General features: G+C 71.3%; 11 protein-coding genes. 6 read left to right on the forward strand and 5 right to left on the reverse strand.

Translation table 11 applies throughout. The features are described from left to right. Positions 1 to 3: 3 nt before the first annotated feature. Complete coding sequence (locus WME79_RS39200; RefSeq protein ID WP_437525581.1) at positions 4 to 1479, forward strand: M16 family metallopeptidase; 1476 nt, start codon at positions 4 to 6, stop codon at positions 1477 to 1479. A gap of 28 nt (positions 1480 to 1507) precedes the next feature. Here WME79_RS39200 and rtcR read toward each other — a convergent pair whose 3' ends face one another. After that, positions 1508 to 3151, reverse strand: coding sequence for an RNA repair transcriptional activator RtcR (rtcR, locus tag WME79_RS39205; protein WP_437525583.1), 1644 nt, complete (start codon positions 3149 to 3151; stop codon positions 1508 to 1510). A 188-nt stretch (positions 3152 to 3339) separates the two neighbouring features. On the opposite strand from rtcR, the gene WME79_RS39210 reads away from it, so the two are divergent. The 3 genes from WME79_RS39210 to argF all read left to right on the forward strand — a co-directional run bounded on the left by WME79_RS39210 (position 3340) and on the right by argF (position 6708). Then, entirely contained in the window at positions 3340 to 4566 is a 1227-nt protein-coding gene (locus WME79_RS39210) for an RtcB family protein (RefSeq protein WP_437525585.1), read from the forward strand. Between the two features lie 52 nt (positions 4567 to 4618). After that, entirely contained in the window at positions 4619 to 5638 is a 1020-nt protein-coding gene (gene rtcA / locus WME79_RS39215; protein ID WP_437525587.1) for an RNA 3'-terminal phosphate cyclase, read from the forward strand. 134 nt (positions 5639 to 5772) lie between these two features. After that, positions 5773 to 6708, forward strand: coding sequence for an ornithine carbamoyltransferase (gene argF, locus WME79_RS39220; protein WP_437525589.1), 936 nt, complete (start codon positions 5773 to 5775; stop codon positions 6706 to 6708). Between the two features lie 22 nt (positions 6709 to 6730). Here argF and WME79_RS39225 read toward each other — a convergent pair whose 3' ends face one another. After that, positions 6731 to 9241 carry a PAS domain-containing protein gene (locus WME79_RS39225; protein WP_437525591.1) on the reverse strand — a complete coding sequence of 837 codons (2511 nt, stop codon included), beginning with the start codon at positions 9239 to 9241 and terminating at the stop codon, positions 6731 to 6733. A gap of 256 nt (positions 9242 to 9497) precedes the next feature. On the opposite strand from WME79_RS39225, the gene WME79_RS39230 reads away from it, so the two are divergent. Then, on the forward strand, positions 9498 to 10043 hold the full coding sequence (locus tag WME79_RS39230) for a hypothetical protein (protein WP_437525593.1): 546 nt from the start codon (positions 9498 to 9500) through the stop codon (positions 10041 to 10043). 29 nt (positions 10044 to 10072) lie between these two features. Here the strand turns inward: WME79_RS39230 and WME79_RS39235 are convergent, their stop codons facing one another. Beyond that, positions 10073 to 11800: a hypothetical protein gene (locus tag WME79_RS39235; protein WP_437525594.1), complete on the reverse strand. Its 1728-nt coding sequence runs from the start codon at positions 11798 to 11800 to the stop codon at positions 10073 to 10075. A 464-nt stretch (positions 11801 to 12264) separates the two neighbouring features. Here WME79_RS39235 and WME79_RS39240 point away from each other — a divergent pair, with 464 nt between their 5' ends. Beyond that, a complete protein-coding gene (locus WME79_RS39240; protein ID WP_437525596.1) occupies positions 12265 to 14601 on the forward strand; it encodes an AAA family ATPase in 2337 nt (778 codons plus the stop codon). A 29-nt stretch (positions 14602 to 14630) separates the two neighbouring features. On the opposite strand, the gene WME79_RS39245 is transcribed toward WME79_RS39240, so the two are convergent. Together WME79_RS39245 and WME79_RS39250 are read right to left on the reverse strand one after the other, a co-directional pair. After that, on the reverse strand, positions 14631 to 15758 hold the full coding sequence (locus tag WME79_RS39245; protein ID WP_437525598.1) for a DUF4419 domain-containing protein: 1128 nt from the start codon (positions 15756 to 15758) through the stop codon (positions 14631 to 14633). Positions 15759 to 16289: 531 nt separating this feature from the next. Next, on the reverse strand, positions 16290 to 16688 hold the full coding sequence (locus WME79_RS39250) for a hypothetical protein (protein ID WP_437525600.1): 399 nt from the start codon (positions 16686 to 16688) through the stop codon (positions 16290 to 16292). Positions 16689 to 16731 lie beyond the last annotated feature (43 nt).

Raw genomic sequence — 16731 nt, forward strand, 5'->3', positions numbered from 1 at the left:
CGCATGAGACGAGCAAGCATGGGGTGGGCCGCGCTCTTCGGTGCAGCGCTCGCGGGCTGCAGCTCGCGGGTGGAGCTGCCTCCTCCCCTGCCGCCGCTCACGCCGACCCCGGACGCCGAGTTCCGCGCGAACGCGCCGCCCCTCGCGGCGGAGCCGACGCTGCGGGTCCACGACGTCCGCTCGGCCGAGCTCGAGAACGGCATGACGACGCTCGTCGTCGAGCGGCCCGAGCTGCCGCTCGTGACGCTTGTCTACGTCAACCGCGCGGCCCGCGACGATGGAGCGCCGAGCAACGCCGGGCTCGCGGAGCTCACGGCCCGGATGTTGAACGAGGGGACACGGCTGGAGAACGGCGAGGTCCTGCGCCGGCTCCGCATCAGCGGTGAGCTCCCCGAGTGGAGCGTGGGCTCCACCGGAACCGCGATCGCGATCACGACGCTGGCGTCTGGCGCCGAGAAGGCGGCATGGCTTCTGGCGCGACTCGTCCAGCACCCCGTCTTTGACGCCGACGCGCTCGAGAGCGCGCGCGGCGCGCAGTCCCAGGCGCTGTTCAGCCGCTCCCTCAGCATCTCTTCCCAGCTGAACGAGCTCGCCCTCGAGGGGCTGTATGGCGCTGATCACCCGCTGGCGCTGCCAATCAAGGCCTTTGGGAGCAATCTCAGGGGTTTCTCCGGGCACCAGGTGAGGAGCTTTTACTCGCGGCAATACGGCCCGCGCGACAGCGCGCTCATCGCCGTGGGCGCCGTGCAAGCCGAGGCGATCGTCACGCTCGCGCGCCGCCACTTTGGCGCATGGTCCCCAGCGCAGGGCCAGGTGCCGCCTGAACCAGCGCCGCCAGCGGTCGTCCCCCGCGGCGACCGGGAGACCCGGATCGGCGCGATCGCGGGTGGCACGTCTGACGCCAGCCTGGTCGTCGCTTTGCCATGCGGCGGCTTGTCAGACCCGGACGCCCTCGCTTTCGATCTCATCGCCATGCTGATCGGCGGGCTCAGCGTGTCGCGCTCTGCAGCCACGCTCCGGCACGACACAGGAATCAGCTATGGGGTGCACGCCGGGTGTTATCAACGCAGGACCGCTGGTGAATTCGTTATCCAGCTCAGCGCCGATCTCGATCGCGCAGGGGAGAGCCTGGAGAAGATCCTGACGGAGATCCAGCGGTTCAAGGGCTCTCCGGTGACGCTGGCCGAGCTGGAAGCGGCGAAGATGGGCTACCTCGGCAAGAGGGCCGCCGCCGTGTCGTCAACTCCGGGTCTGGCCGGGGCGCTCGCGGGCCTCTATCTGAATGCGCTGCCGCTCGACCACCTGGCGACGCTGGAGCGCCGGGTGCGCGCCATCAGCCCCGAGCAGGTGCAGCGCGCCGCGGCGCGATACTTTGACGCCCAGATCGGCATCGCCGTCTATGGGCCCCCGCGGTTGCTCCATGACCAGCTCGTGAGCCTCGGCGACGTCCAGTGGTCGACGCTGAAGGCGACGAAGTGACGACCACCACCTCCTGTACATCAGGGATCTACCCGCCCCCCGCCACCTCGCTCCAGTCGATGTCGAACCGCGCCAGGTACTTCCGCAGCCGGTCCGCGTCGTTGACGCTCTTCTTCTTCGCCCGCGACGCCGCGAACAGCACCCGCCCCGCCTCCGACAGCGACCGCGCGCTCTTCAGCACCCGAAGCACCTCGGCGAGCTGCACCCGGTCGAACGGGTCGAGCGCCGCCGCCCGGCGCGCGCCAAGCGCCGCGACAACGAGATCGTCCCCGTCGCTCCCCTCCCCCGCCGCGCCGCCCCTCACACCGCCCGCCGCCGGCGCTCGCCGCCAGGCCTCCATCAACCGCCCGATCTCCTCCTCCACGATCGGCACCCCGATCCTCCCCCCGGGCGCGAGCGTCGCCATCCGCGTCACCGCCGCGTTGAAGTCCCGGAAGTTGCCCGGCCACACCGCCTCTCGTGACGTCGCGAACTCGAGGAACCGCGCGCGCGCGTCGCGGCTCATCGTGAGCCGCACGCCGAGCAGCCGCCCCGTGGCGTCGAGCTCGTAATCGAGGTTCGGCTCGATGTCCTCGACCCGCTCCCTGAGGCCCGGGAGCCGGAAGGTCCACAGGTTGATCCTCGCCAGGAGGTCCTCGCGGAAGCGCCCCGCCGCCACCTCCAGCGCGAGATCCCGGTTGGTGCCGGCGAGCAGCTGGAACTCGCTCCTCACCTCCCTGTCCGAGCCGACCGGCAAGAACGCCTTCTCCTCGATCGCCCGCAGCAGCATCGCCTGCTCGTCCGCGCCGAGCTCGCCGATCTCGTCGAGGAACAGCACGCCCTCGTGCGCCTTGCGCAAGAGCCCCGGGCGGTCCTGGAGCGCTCCCGTGAACGACCCCTTCGTGTGCCCGAACAGCGCCGACATCGCCCCGTCGCCGCGGATCGTCGCGCAGTTCAGATCCACGAAATCGCCGCCCACCTGCCGGCGCCCCTTCTTGAGGTCGTAGATCTTCCGCGCGAGCTGCGATTTCCCCGCCCCCGTCGGGCCCATCAACAGGATGGGCGCCCGCGACGCGATCGCCACGTGCTCGATCCGCTCGATCAGCCGGTTGTACGCCGCGTTGCGCGTGTCGATGCCGCTCTTCAAGAACGACACCGCCTCGCGCTGCTCCTTCTGGAAGCGCGACGCGATGCGGTCGTACTTCGAGAGGTCGAGATCGATGATCGTGAACGACCCGGCCGCGAGCTCCTCACGATCGCGCTTCGGCGGCGACGTCTGGATGAGCCGACCCGGGAAGTACCGCGACTCCGTGAGCAAGAACAGGCAGATCTGCGCGACGTGCGTGCCCGTCGTGATGTGGACGAGGTAGTCCTCCCGGTCCGGCGCGAACGGGTACGCCCTCGCGAAGTCGTGGAGCGCGCCGTACACCGCCTCGAAGTCCCACGGATCGTCCACCTCGACCACGTGACCGCGGGTGTCCGTCTCCGGCGAGGCGTGCCGCACGTCGCCCATCACCGTCTCGGCCAGGCCCTCGAAGCGGCGCTGGTAGAGCAGCTCGAACCGGTCGACGATCAGGTCCTCATGCTGGCAGAGCGCCACGCTCGGGCGCCAGCGCGACCAGCGCTCCGGCGTCTTCCCGGTGTCCAGCGTCGGGCCGAGCATGCCGAGGACCACGGTGGTTTTGCGTGTCATAGAATTTTATCTAATCGATCTATACACAAGTCTAATCCGCAGGACCAGCGGCCCGCGATCGCCTGGATTTCGAGTGGCACGCGCCGTGCGATACGCAGGAACGACGGAACGACGGAACGACGGAGCACAGCGCGAACGAGCGTCGCGGCGCGGGCCGGACGGCTCGACCCCTCACCGGAGATCTTGCCATGGAGCGAAGCTACAACGTCATCCCCACGGACTCGGGCGTGCCCATCAAGGCGTGGACGGTCGGCGTGCCGTTCGAGACCGCCGCGGAGGCGCAGCTCAAGAACCTCGCCGCGCTGCCGTTCATCCACAAGTGGATCGCCGTGATGCCCGACGCGCACCAGGGCATCGGCGCGACCGTGGGGAGCGTGGTCGCGACGAGCGGCGCGGTCATCCCGGCGGCAGTGGGCGTCGACATCGGCTGCGGGATGATGGCGGCGCGCACGAGCCTCTCCGCGTCGCAGCTGCCGGACGCGCTGCGCGGGCTCCGGACGGCCATCGAGGGCGCCGTGCCGCACGGCCGCACCGACAACGGCGGGAAGAACGACCGCGGCGCGTGGCGCTCGCCGCCCCCCGCCCAGGTCGCGGCGTGGGCCGAGCTCGAGCCGCGGTACCGGCAGATCGTCGAGAAGCACCCGCGCATCGGGCGCGGCTACGCCATCGAGCACCTCGGCACGCTCGGGACCGGCAACCACTTCATCGAGCTCTGCCTCGACGAGGAGGACCGCGTCTGGGTCATGCTGCACAGCGGGTCGCGCGGCGTCGGCAACCGGGTCGGGAGCTACTTCATCGAGCTCGCCAGGCAGGAGATGAGGCGCTTCTTCATCAACCTGCCCGACGACGACCTCGCGTACCTGCCGGACGGGACGAGGCACTTCCACGACTACATGCAGGCGGTGTCGTGGGCGCAGGACTTCGCGGCGGTGAACCGCGAGCTGATGATGGCGCAGGTGATCGAGGCGCTCCGTGGCTCGGGCGAGCTGCCGCCCTTCGACGCGACCGTGGAGGCGGTGAACTGCCACCACAACTACGTGGCGCGCGAGCACCACTACGGGAAGGACGTCCTCGTGACCCGCAAGGGCGCTGTCCGCGCGCAGGCGGGTGATCTCGGGATCATCCCGGGCAGCATGGGCGCGCGGTCGTTCATCGTCCGCGGGCTCGGCAACCCGGAGAGCTTCTGCAGCTCGAGCCACGGCGCGGGCCGCGTCATGTCGCGGGGCGAGGCGCGCCGCCGCTTCTCCGTCGCGGACCACGAGGCCGCGACCGCGGGCGTCGAGTGCCGCAAGGACGAGGACGTGATCGACGAGACGCCGGCGGCCTACAAGCCGATCGACGACGTGATGCGGGCGCAGAAGGATCTCGTCGAGATCGTCCACACCCTGCGGCAGGTCGTCTGCGTGAAGGGGTGAGCCGCGCGCCCCGGCGCCGTGATATCGCTGATCCAGGGGAGAGCCGACCGCCATGCTGACCATCGATGGATCCATCGGAGAGGGAGGGGGCCAGATCCTCCGCACGACGCTCGGCCTCTCGCTGATCACGCAGACGCCCGTCCGTATCACCTCGATCCGCAAGGGCCGCTCGCGCCCGGGCCTGATGCGGCAACACCTGACCTCGGTCCGGGCCGCGGCCCAGATCGGCCGCGCCGAGGTGTCGGGCGCGTCGCTCGGCTCGCAGGAGATCGTGTTTCGACCGACAGCGATCGTCCCCGGCGAGCACACGTTCCAGGTCGGGAGCGCGGGGAGCACGACGCTCGTGCTGCAGACCGTCCTGCCCGCGCTGCTCCGCGCGCCCGGGCCGTCGGCGCTCACGCTCGAGGGCGGCACGCACAACCCCCTGGCGCCGCCGTTCGACTTCCTGGACCTCGCCTACCTGCCGCTCGTGCGGAGGATGGGGCCGGACGTCACCGCGACGCTCGTGACGCCCGGCTTCTACCCGGCCGGCGGCGGGCTGGCCCGCGTCGCGATCGCGCCGGCGCCGGCGCTCGCGCCGCTCGAGCTCCTCGAGCGCGGGGAGATCCGCGGCCGGCGGGCGGTCGCGACGGTGTCGAACCTCCCGGGCGCCATCGCGGTGCGCGAGCTCGACGCGGCGGCGGCGGTGCTCGGCTGGGAGCCGGACTGCTTCAAGCCCAGCGTGCTGAGGGGCGGGAACGGCCCGGGCAACGTGCTCACCATCGCCGTCGAGAGCGAGCACGTGACCGAGGTCTTCACCGGGTTCGGCGCGAAGGGCGTGCGCGCGGAGTCCGTCGCCACGAAGGCGGCCGAGGAGGCGCGCGACTACCTCGCGGCGGGCGTGCCGGTAGGCGAGCACCTGGCCGATCAGCTGCTCTTGCCGATCGCCCTCGCGGGCCGCGGCGCCTTCCGGACCGTGCGCCCGTCATCCCACACGACAACCCACCTCGGGCTGCTCCGAGATCTCCTTGGGATCCGCGCGTCGGTCGAGCAGATCTCGGACGCCGCGTGGCAGATCGAGATCTGGCGCTGAGCGCGGTCCACGGCAGATCCACGGCCGATTGACGGCGGCGTCCCGGTTGTGCCACATCACGACGGGCGTACGGCGCGCCCCTTGCGTCGCGGGCTGCCCCGCGGCACGACGGCGGCGACGCGGAAGGCGGGACAATGGCGAAGCGCGATTACCTCAAGATCACGGACACGACCCTGGCCGAAGCGCACCGGGTGCTCAGGCTCGCCGCTCGCCTGAAGGAGGAGCCGAAAGGGCGGCGCACGACGATCCTCGCCGGCCGAGCCATCGCGGTCGTCCTGGAGAAGGCGAGCACGCGCACGCGCGTGTCGTTCGAGGTCGGCATCGCGCAGCTCGGCGCCCAGCCGGTCGTGCTGAGCACCCAGGGCAGCCAGCTCGCCCGCGGCGAGCCGATCCGCGACACGGCGCGCGTGCTCGCCCGGTATTGCGACTTGATCGCGTTCCGCACCTCGTCGACCGCGCGCCTGCTCGAGATGGCGGAGGCGAGCGTGCCGGTGATCAACGCGCTCTCGGACGACGGCCACCCGGTGCAGGTGCTCAGCGACATCTTCACGATCCAGGAGGCGCTCGCGGCGAGCGGGGACAGGACCGGCATCGCCGGCCGCCGCATCGCCTTCCTCGGCGACTGCGCGAGCAACATGGCGCGCTCGTGGCTCGAGGCGGCGCCGCTCTTCGATTTCCACCTCGTGCTCGCGGGGCCCGAGGGGTACATGCCGCCCGCGGACGAGGTCGAGCGCGCGCGGAAGACGGGCCACGTCACGATCGTGCACGACCCGCGCGAGGGCGCGGCGGGCGCGGACGTGGTGAACACGGACGTGTGGGCGAGCATGGGACACGAGGCCGAGGCGGAGAAGCGCCGCGCCGCGTTCACCGGCTGGACCGTGGACGCCAAGGTGATGGCGAAGGCCGCGCAGCACTCCATCGTGCTGCACTGCCTGCCGGCGCACCGCGGCGAGGAGATCGACGACGAGACGCTGGAAGGGCCGCGCTCGCGCGTGTGGGATCAGGCCGAGAACCGGCTGCACGTCCAGAAGGCCCTCATGCTGTGGCTGCTCGGCGTCGAGCTGGCCTAGAGCGGGCGCGCGCCGCGCGGGGTCAACCGAGGAGCGCGCCACGCCGGGAGCGGGCGGGGGCCCCGTCGCCGCCCGAGCAGCCCGTGAGGTCCGCGACGACCTGCACCAGGTTGGCAGGGTCGATCGGCTTGGCGACGTGCTTCTGGAAGCCGGCCGCCAGCGCCCTCCTCCGGTCCTCGATCCGGGCATAGGCGGTCAGGGCCACGGCGGGGATACGCCGGATCTCGTCCCGCCCCGCCGCACGCAGCTGGTGGATCAGCGCATAGCCGCTCTCCCCCGGCATACCGATGTCGCTGAGCAGGACATCGGGCCTCAGCCGCTCCAGGACGCTCATGGCCTCGCTCGCCGAGCCGGCCGTGGTGACCCGCGCGCCCGCTCCCTCCAGCAAGAACGCGAGCATCTCCCGGGCGTCCGGCTCATCCTCGACGACGAGGACGTGAACGCCGAAGAGCGGCGACGGCTCCCCGCTCCGCAGCGGGGAGCGGCCCTGCGCAGACGGCGGCCCCTCGTGCGCAGCGGAGGGCGCCGCGGGCAAGGGGAGCGTCACCGTGAACGTCGCTCCTCCCCCCTCGCCCGGGCTCTCCGCCTCCACCGTGCCGCCGTGCAGCTCGACGAGGTGGCGGACGATCGCGAGCCCCAGGCCGAGCCCGCCGTGGGCCCTCGTCGGCGACGAGTCGCCCTGGCGGAAGCGGTCGAACACATACGGCAGGAACGACGTGGCGATGCCCTTGCCGTTGTCCGTGACCGAGATCGCGACCTGGGAGTCGCTTCGCCCCACCCGGATGGTGACCAGCCCTCGCTTCGGGGTGAATTTCACCGCGTTGGAGAGCAGATTCCACATGACCTGCTGGAGGCGATCCGGGTCGCCGCACACGTGGCTGAGCCCCTCGCCTGGCTCGACGCGGATCTCGATCTCCTTCGCCTTCGCCGTCGGCGTGATGGTGTCCACGGCGGCCTCGATGACCGCGGTGAGATCCACGGCGATCGTGCGGAGCCGCAGCTTGCCCGTGATGATCCGGGAGACCGTCAGGATATCGTCGACGATCTGCGCCTGCGCGTGGGCGTTGCGCTCGATCGACGCCATGCCCTGCTTGACGCGCTCCGGGGCGAGGGCCTTGTCCTTGATGAGCCGCGCCCAGCCCAGGATCGCGGTGAGCGGCGTCCGCAGCTCGTGGGAGACCGTCGCGAGGAACTCGTCCTTCATGCGGTTCGCGTCCTCGGCCCGGATGCGGTCCTTCTCCGACTGGGCGAGCGCCTGCTGCTCGCGGCGGAGCAGCTCCGTGCGCTCGTGCTCGAGCTGCTTCAGCTCGGTGATGTCGACGACGGCGCCCGTCAAGAACAGCGGGGAGCCGTCCCGATCGGCGACGATTCGCCCGCGATCGTGGACCCACCGGATCGACCCGTCGGCGCGGACGACGCGGTGGATGAGGTCGTAGATGCACCGCTCGCGGATGCTCCGCTCGTGCATGGCGATCACCGCGTCGAGATCTTCCGGGTGGACGCGGCTCAACCAGTCGTCGATGGGCTGCGTCGTCTCGCGCTCGTCCAGGCCCAGGATGCGGTTCAGGCTCGCGTCCCTCGTGTCGTACTGCGTCTCCAGGTCGACCCGCCACGTGCCCACGTCCGCCGCCCACGTGGCCAGCCGGAGCCGATCCTCCCGGTCCTGGAGCGCGCTCTCGATCCGGAATCGCTCGGTCAGGTCGACCGCCGATCCGATCATGCGGATCGCCTTGCCGCACGCGTCGCGGAGCACCGCCCCGCGGTCGAACACCCGGGCGACGGAGCCATCGCCACGGTACACGCGGTACTGCGCCGACCAGCTGTCGGCGTCGCCGCGGAAGAGCTCCTCGAAGCCGCGCACCACGCGGTCGCGATCCTCGGGCAGCAAGCGGCTCATCCACCAGGCGGCGGTCGGTGCCGTCTGCTCGGGAGCATAGCGAAAGACCTCGTAAAACGTCTCGTTGTGCTCGACCCGGTCCGTCTGGATATCCCAGTCCCAGATCGGGTCCTTGATCGCTCGAGCGAGGAGGCGATAGCGCTCGTCCTGTACGTCCGCCTCCAGGCGACCGCGCTGCTCCAGGCCGCCTGCCTGCGCGGCGCCATCGGCGGCGCCTGCGAGCGCGACCGCGGCCTGATCGGCGAGCGCCTCGATCAGCCAGGAATCCTCGCCGGAGGCCGGGGCGTCCCGCTCGACGGCGAGCACGCCAGAGACACGGCCGTCGGCGATCAGCGGCGCGGCGGCGACGTGGACCGCCCCGTCCAGCGCTCGCGCTATCCCGTCGTCGACGCTCGGGAGCGGGCGGCCGCAGAGCTCGGCGAGCAGCGCCGGATCGAGCCCCAGCGCCGCTCGCACGACCGGGCGCTCGTCCTCGTCGTTCAGGATCAGGACGGCCCTGCCGGAGCCGCTCAGGCGCGTCGCCGCCGAGAGGGCGATCTCTTGGACCGCGCGCGCCGAGCACGCCGACGCGAGCGCGCGGCTGGCCTCGGTCAGCGCGCGAACCTGCGAACGGTGCCTCTCCTCGTGTTCGATCACAGCCAGACGCCCCTCGGATCCAGCAGGAGGGTGCTCTCGCGGACGATGGGTGTGCATCCCTGAGCCGATCAGCCGGGCACGCTCTTGAAACACGGCGCCACCACTCCAGAGCACGAGCAGGCGGTATGCCTCTTGCGGCCCTGTCATAGGAGCGCGCGGACATGCGCGCCAGCCAAGCCGCAGGCGACCCGGCGCAGAAAACTTGGCCCGGTATCCCGATTCCTGAGCAAACCCGCGCAGCGTGGATTTACGCGACATGCCGCCCGAGCTCCTCCTGGCCGTGGCCGGCGCGGCGCTCGCCTTCGGGCTGGTCCAGACGCTCCGGCTCGCGTGGAGGCGCGCATGGCAGCGGCGCCGGCTCTCGCAGTGCCGGGAGCAGGGCGCCGCGGGAGAGGTCCGCGCCGAGGCGCTCCTCCGCGAGCTCGGCTACACCATCGTCGGCCGGCAGGTCGCGGTCTCGTACGGAGTCCAGATCGACGGCGAGCCGGTCAGCGTCGGGCTCCGCGCCGACTACCTCGTGGCGCACGGTCCCAGGCGGTATGTCGCCGAGGTGAAGACGGGCCGGCTCGCGCCGCGCATCGACACGCCCGCGACACGGCGGCAGCTGCTCGAGTACCGCGTCGCGTTCGACGTCGACGGCGTGCTCCTGGTCGACGCGGAGTCCCGGCGGGTGCGGTCGGTGGTGTTCCCGCTGCCCGCCGGCGCCGCGGCCGCGTCACCGTACGGGGCGCGCCTCGCGTGGGTCCTGGCGGCGATCGTGGGGGGCCTCGTCGCGGCGATGGCCGCGCGCTCCGCGGGGTGACGCGGGCGCGCGGCGGGCCAGAGCGCGGCTTACGGGCGGCTCGCGGCGCGGCGCGCGCGGCGCCTGCGGCCGGCGAGCAGCAGGAGACCGAGCCCGAGCAGGCCGACCCTGGCCGGCGAGGCCTCCGAGGTCGCGCCCGCGCGGCACGCGCAGGACGTGTCGGGCTTGTTGCCGCTCGTGCCACCGCCGCTCGCGCCGCCGGAGCCAGAACCGGAGCCAGAGCCAGAGCCCGCGCCAGAGCCAGTGGTCAGATCCACCGGATCGTCGAGCCCCACGTCGGGTCCGATCGACCCGCTCGCGGCGGAGGTGGCGCCGCCGTGGACCACCGGCTCGCCGCAGACCCCGTTGACGCACGGCGCGTTGCCGGGGCAGACGGCGCCCGCGCACGCGTCGGTGCAGTTCCCGGCGACGCAGACCTGCCCGTCAGCGCACGTCTTGCCGTCGCAGCCGGTGTCGACGCAACGGCCGTCCCCCCCGCACTCCTTTCCGGTGGGGCAGGTGCGGCAGCCGCAGTTGGACTGGCAGATGCCGCGCTCGCAGACCGCGCCGTCCTCGCACTCGATGTGGGCGCAGAGATCCACGCACCGCCCGAGCTGGCACTCCTGGTTCGCGGGGCAGACGACGCCGTCGCACCCGCCCACGCAGTTGCCACCGACACAGATCTGGCCGCCGGTGCACTCCTTGCCGACGCACGCCTGCTCCACGCAGAAGCCGTCGTCGCAGACGAGGCCGACGTCGCAGACGACCTCGCCGCGCCCACAGTACGGCACGCACGACCCGCGGTTGCACACGAAGCCCTCGTTGCAGAGCCCCTCGCCGTTATCGACCTCGCCGTCGCAGTCGTTGTCGATGTTGTCGCAGGTCTCTTTCTGCTCGCCGGGCTCGAGCACGGGCAGGCACTCGACATCGCCCTCGGTCGCGCAGCCCGTCCTGCCCACGGCGCACGCGCCCTGCAGGCCCGTGTCGCAGACCTCGCCGCCGCCTTTGCAGGTCACGCCCGTGATGTAGTAGACGAAATCGTTGAAATCGCCGTCGTTCTCGTACCCGCCCTGGCTCCCCTTCCAGCTCGTCGCGGTCACGGGCAGGTCCTCAAAGGCGACATAGAACGCGTCGGGCTCGGCGGTCGACGTGTAGATCAGCGTCGTCACCCACGGCTCGTTCGGCGTGCAGCTCGTGCAGACGGTGTTCAGCTCGCGCTGCGAGAACTTCGTCTGGGTGCAGTAGGTGCCCGCCTTGCCGATCAGCGCGAAGCCGACCAGGCCGCCCTGGTACCGCCGATCGTTCCGGATGTCCGCCGCCGAGAACTGCCTCGGCGTCCAGTCGTGCTGCCCCGCCTGGGTGGTCTCCATCGTGGCCAGCGGGCAGAAATCGTTGTCCTCGCAATTGAACGCCGTTGAGGTGTCCGCGGGGATCAGCTCGTAGATCTGGTTGTCCGGCGGGCGCGTGCCGCTCGCGTTCGCGTTGTACCAGCCGAACGCGACCTTGCACCCGCCCCCGCGCAGCACGAGCTCTCCCGAGAACCCGCAGAGCGGCGAGAAGACACCTGGCTCCGTGCTCGCGTCGGCCAGGGGATCGATGTCCTCCCCCCGGTACCCGAAGAGCCCATCGAGCGTGACGGCGTCCCTGGGGAAACCCCGGCCCGTCACGAGGTTAAGCTCGTTGGCGCCGACCGCCGTGGGCAGGCGCGTGCCATCCAGCTGCGTCACCGCAGCGCTCGCGGGCACGGCCCCCGCGAGCGGGGCAAGCGATAGGAACAAGGAAAACGCGGCTCGAGCCGCGCTGCGGCGAGTCGTCGTGAAATAAGGCGTTTGCGGCATGAACACCACTCTACACCTCCCGAGGAGACCAGGGTGGATGAGATTACACATCTCCACACCGCCAGAATTATGCAGCACGATTGTTCCTGCGTCGCAGCGCGCAGCCGTTTTGACGCACGCCGTCACCACGACGCATGGAGTTGATCTGACGTTGAGTTGACCGTCAGCGTATTCCGACGCTGCTCCACTTCGCGCCGGGACAGGCCTCCTCAGGGCGCTGCACGAACGACTGCGGCGGAATCGTCGCAATGGCGCAATGAAATAGCGGAGCAATGAAACGACGGCGCGCGCGCAACGAAACAACCAACAACGCGGCCGAGCAACGCAGCGACGCTCCCGGCCCGGGGTGTTGCCCGGGTGTGGTAGGCTCGCGCGGTCAGGCTGCGCGTTTCCACCGCCACCGTATGACCAAGAAATCGCTCCGCGTCTATTTCATCGCCCACCACGACGGCCGCTTCACCGGCATCCTCCTGCGCACGTGGGCATTCCTCTTCGATCGGCCGGCGCCGTCCGCCTATGGCGCCTCCGAGGACGAGGTGCTGCGCGCGATCGAGGTCGAGCTCCACGCGAGGCTCGCCACGGACGAGGACGATCTCGATCGCTACCTGTGGGACGAGTCGTTCGAGGTCCGCTCGCTGGACGTCGACGTCCACCCGCAGACCACGGTCAAGCGGACCGCCGTCGTCGGCCGGCGCCAGATCCCGCTGCGGCTCACGTACCTCGCGAGCAAGCTCGCCGAGGGCGGCGTCCGCGTGATGCTCCCGCGCTTCGGCTGGTCCGTGATCCTCGAGGATCTGTCGATTGCGCCCGACGTGCTCCGCCAGCTCGTCACGAGCGCGCTGCTCGGCGAGTCCCCGCGGTCGCTCTTCGATTTTCGCCGGGAGGGAGACGAGTACGTGCGCCCGTGGTCGCCGCGCCGGATGGAGCGCGCCGGGCGGAGCGCTCGGCGCCCGGAGGACGAGCGCCCCACGCTGCACGCCGTCTCCGAGGACCTCGTCGAGAAGGCCGCGCGCCAGCGGCTGCCGCTCGCGGTGGGCGAGTCCGAGGAGCTGGAGCAGGCGCTGCCGCTGTTCGACGTGGCGCGCGCCGCGCACGGCGCGCCGCTGCCGTCGATCCTGCTGGTGGGCGGCCCGGGCGTCGGCAAGACGACCTGGGTCCACCGGCTGGCGCGGCGGTTCGCGGCGTGGCGCAGGGACAAGGCGCGCGCGAGCTCGCCGGGCCTGTTCAGCACCTCGGCCGATCGGCTGCTCGCCGGGATGAAGTACCTCGGCATGTGGCAGGCGAGGTGCCTGAAGCTCGTGGGCGAGCTGTCGCACGAGGGGGATCTGCTCCACGTCGGCGCGCTCTTGCCGCTGCTCCGGCCGCAGCCGGACGGCGCGTCGATCGGCGACGTGTTCCTGCCCGCGCTCCGGACGGGCGAGGTGAGCCTCATCGCGGAGTGCACCGAGCCGGAGCTCGAGGCGTGCCAGCGCCGCGCGGCCTCGCTCGTGGCGTGCTTCCAGATCGTCCGGCTGCGCGAGCCGGATGCGGCCGCGGTGCCGGCGCTGCTCGCGGAGTACGAGGCGCGGAAGGACACGCGCGTCCGGCTGCACCCGGCGGGCAAGAAGCGGCTGGTGCAGCACCTCGCGATGTTCCGGCGCGACGTGCTCTTCCCCGGCAAGGCGTTCCGCTTCTTCGACTGGCTCGCGCAGGAGGCCGGCGCCCGGGCCGGCGCGGAGGCCGAGGCGGCCGGGGCGGCGCCGGCGCGCGTGCTCTACCCGCGGGACGTGTCCGAGGCCTACGCGCGCCACTCGGGGCTGCCGATCGAGCTCATCGCGGACGAGATCCCCGCGAGCGCCGAGACGATCGCGCGCGGGCTGAAGCGGCGCGTGATCGGGCAGGACGAGGCGTGCGACACGGCGGCGCGGGTGCTGGCGCGCTTCAAGGCCGGGATGAACGATCCCGAGCGCCCGTGCGGCACGCTGCTGTTCGTCGGCCCGACCGGCGTGGGCAAGACGGAGCTCGCGAAGGAGCTCACGCGGTCCATGTTCGGCGACGAGGGGCGGATGATCCGGCTCGACATGAGCGAATACAGGCTCCCTGGCTCGTCGGCGCGCCTGCTCGCGGCGGGGCCGGACGCGACGACGCTGGCGCAGCGCGTGCGGCAGGAGCCGCTGTCGCTCGTGCTCCTCGACGAGATCGAGAAGGCGCACCGCGAGGTGTTCGACCTCTTGCTCGCGATCCTCGGCGAGGGGCGGCTGACGGACGAGGACGGGCGCCACGTGGATTTCCGGATGGTGCTCATCGTGATGACCTCGAACCTCGGCGTCGCCGACCGGGCGCCGGTCGGCTTCGGCGGCGACGACGAGCGCGCCCTGCTCCCGGGCGCGCGGCGCGCGGCGCCGGCGGGCGTGCGCGAGCACTTCCGGCCGGAGTTCGTGAACCGCATCGACCACGTTGTGCAGTTCCGGGGCCTCGGGCGGGACAGCGTGCTCAAGATCGTCGATCTCGAGCTCGCCAAGGCCGAGGCGCGCACCGGGCTCGTGCGGCGCAACCTGAGGCTCCGTGTGCTGCCCGAGGCGCGATCCTTTCTGGCCGAGGCGGGGTTCGATCCGAGGCGCGGGGCGCGGCCGCTGAAGCGGGTGATCGAGGAGCGGGTGATCACGCCAATTGCCGCGCGCATGGCGGAGGATCCGGGGTGCCGGGACAGGGAGATCGTGGTCGAGGGCGGGGGCGCGGGGCTCGAGGTGCGGTTCGGGTAAACGAAGGGGGAGCGGCGGTCGGCCGGCGCTCAGCCCGCTTCGATGGGCTCCTCGGGCGCGGCCCCGGGCTCCTCGTTCAAAATGGCCCAGACGAACTCCGGGATGAGCGCGAGCGAGTGCGGGTCCTGTGTGACGCCGATGAGCCCGCTGATGAGCTCCAGGGAGTGCTCCTGGCCGTGCGCGTCGACGAGCCGCAGCGGCGCGCTCGCCAGCGCCGGCGGAAGCCGAGCGAACCCCGGCCCCTGCGGATCCGCCAGCGCTGCGAGCGGGTTGCGCCGAGCATCCGCCGCTGTCCACCGCTCGAGCCAGTCGTCGAGGTGCTTGTTCGGGCCGAAGTGATCTGCGGGCCACGCGCGGAGGTAGGGGAAGAGCACGTGAATCCAGCCGGTGAGCTCGTCCGCGGCGTTCTCGTACCGGAAAAAGGCGCGCCAGAACGCCGGATCCGGAGGCTGGCGCCCCTCCACCGAGGCGACGATCTGATCCAGCACGGGCAGGAGCGCGCGGGTCCAGCGCTCCGCGCCGAGCGGACCGAACGCTTCCGCGCGCTGCCGCACCGAGCGCCAGTCATCCGCCGTACCCATCAGGTAGATGCGCGGGATTCCGGGTCTCGGAAACACCATGTCGGCCGGGAAAGGCGGCTCCCACTCGAAATGCGGCGCGAACGGGGTTGTCACCGTGAGCTCCGAGGCCACCCGCTCGACCGGCCCTGTCGTCGAGAAGTCGGCTGCCAAGAGCTCCCTCAGCCCGCCGACCTGCGCGGCGGTCTGGGCGGAGAGCTCCGAGAACGTGATGGGCCACGGGTTCACCTGGCCGAGCGTGAAATCAGGCCGCTCGAGCGTCAGCTCGAAATCGCGGTCCTCCCGGATGAACTTGCGCCGCTCCGCCTCGTTCGAGGCGATGTGGAGCGTGAGCCCCCGCGCCAGGCAGAGCCATATCACGTCGGGCGAGAGCACGAGCGGATAGCGCTGGGTGAACGCCATGTACGCTGCCTGGACAAGCGGGTGCACGTCCGTGCGCCCGACGAGCGGCAGGCGATGCCGGTAGGCGGCCTCGATGGGCGAGACGAGCAGGCTCTGCACCGAAGCTTCTTCGTCGAACGCGGGCAGGGGCGCCGTCGAAGGCGCGACCTCGGCAACGTCGATCGTCGTGACGCTCATGGATCCTCGTCCTCCTGGCCCTGCGCGACGGCTTCATCGGCCAGCGCTGCCGTAGATAGAGAGATAGAGCCTCGTACACAAGCGCGCCGCGCGAGACAACGCGCACCGGCGGCAGCCGCGCAGCGGGCTCAACCTTGGAATCGCCTCGGCAGCACCTCGACCTCGTCGGGCGCGCCGACGCACGGCCGCATGCCAGACGCGTGAGCGGAGAGGCAGCAAGCGCTCACCCACAGCGGAACATTCCAGTAAAACTGACACATCCGTGCGTGCAACTAGAGCGCCAGGTTACCTGCTCGGCGGACTGACCGCAATCGCGATGCATGTCGCCGCGTCGCCCTGGATGCATGCGCGGATTCGGTCCCGGCGGAGCGCCACAATGGCGCGATGGCGCGATGGCGCGAAGGTGCGGGCATCTCCGGGTCCACAAGGCGGATCCGGAGAGGTGCGCTGCTGGCCGAGCACGGCGACATCGCACGGCATATCCCGCCTCCAGGCGAGGATCGAGGCGCTTGGCAGCGCATGAGTTTCGCGTCATTCATGGCGCATGCCCTCCTCGCGCAGCTCCTCGCGCAGCCGTTCGCCTTCGCCGTCGAAAGCCACAGGTGTCCGATCGGGGCTGCGCACCCAGATAAAGAGCGCGGGCAATTTCGCGCATCCCCTGACCGAAGCCGGCAGCCCGTCCAGCAGCACAGCCGCGCCCAACGCCGTGAACCAGGCCGCGGCGCCCAGCCCGACCCCGAAGCCAGACCCCTTCTCCGGCTGGGATCCCGTCACGCGGAAGAGCACCAGCAAGCCGAGTTCGCCCGGCTCGACGACGACGACGGCGGCCGCGCCGCGCAGTCCATCAGGGAGCCATGCCGGGACCACGACGACCGGCAACAATAGCCCCAATGTCGGTCGAGCACCCACCAGCGCGCCAAGCTCACCCACCGCGACGCCGAGACCGCCGGTCTCCAGCGCCGGGAACCTGCAG

The sequence above is a fragment of the Sorangium sp. So ce726 genome, from assembly GCF_051521405.1.
Lineage (GTDB): Bacteria > Myxococcota_A > Polyangia > Polyangiales > Polyangiaceae > Sorangium.